This is a genomic window from Burkholderia sp. ZZQ-2 (genome assembly GCF_050768715.1).
In the GTDB taxonomy this organism is placed as follows: Bacteria; Pseudomonadota; Gammaproteobacteria; order Burkholderiales; family Burkholderiaceae; genus Burkholderia; species Burkholderia cepacia.
Map to the genome: position 1 here is coordinate 1 of NZ_LDVA01000198.1, position 601 is coordinate 601.

General features: G+C 67.4%; 1 protein-coding gene. It reads left to right on the forward strand.

Annotated elements, in window-relative coordinates:
• On the forward strand, window positions 1-601 hold a 601-nt coding region (locus ABY44_RS13995), incomplete at both ends, for a DUF3108 domain-containing protein (RefSeq protein WP_431641321.1).

Below are 601 nucleotides of genomic sequence, written 5' to 3' on the forward strand. Positions count from 1 at the left end.
CCGGGCCCCGCGACGAGCGGCGTGAAGTTCATCGCGCCGCCCTCCGGCGACCTGCAGTACGACACGTTCTACAACGGCATGCAGAACATGATCGGCACGATCCACTGGCGTACCGACGGGCGCACCTACGACCTGTCGGTGTCGATGCCCGTGCCGTTCGTCGGCCCGTTCTCCTATCGCAGCGAAGGCCGCATCGACGCGTTCGGCGTCGCGCCCGACCGTTATGTCGAGAAGCGCGGCAAGCGTCCGGAAGACATCGCGATCTTCAATCGCGAGATCCGGCAGGTCGTGTTCACGCGCACGCCGAACAACGCACCGTTGCCCGACGGCATACAGGACCGCTTCAGCATGCTGATGCAGCTGTCGGGGCTCGTGCGCGGCAATCCGTCTGCGTACAAGCCGGGCGTCACGCAGCAGTTCTTCGTGATCGACAACAACAGCGGCGAGACCTGGCCGATCACCGTGATCGGCGACGAGCAGGTGCAGACGCAGGCCGGCATCATCGGCGCGCGGCACTTCATGCGCCTGCCGCGGCGCGACGGCGACACGCGCCGCATCGACATGTGGCTCGCACCGTCGCTCGGCTGGCTGCCCGCGCGGC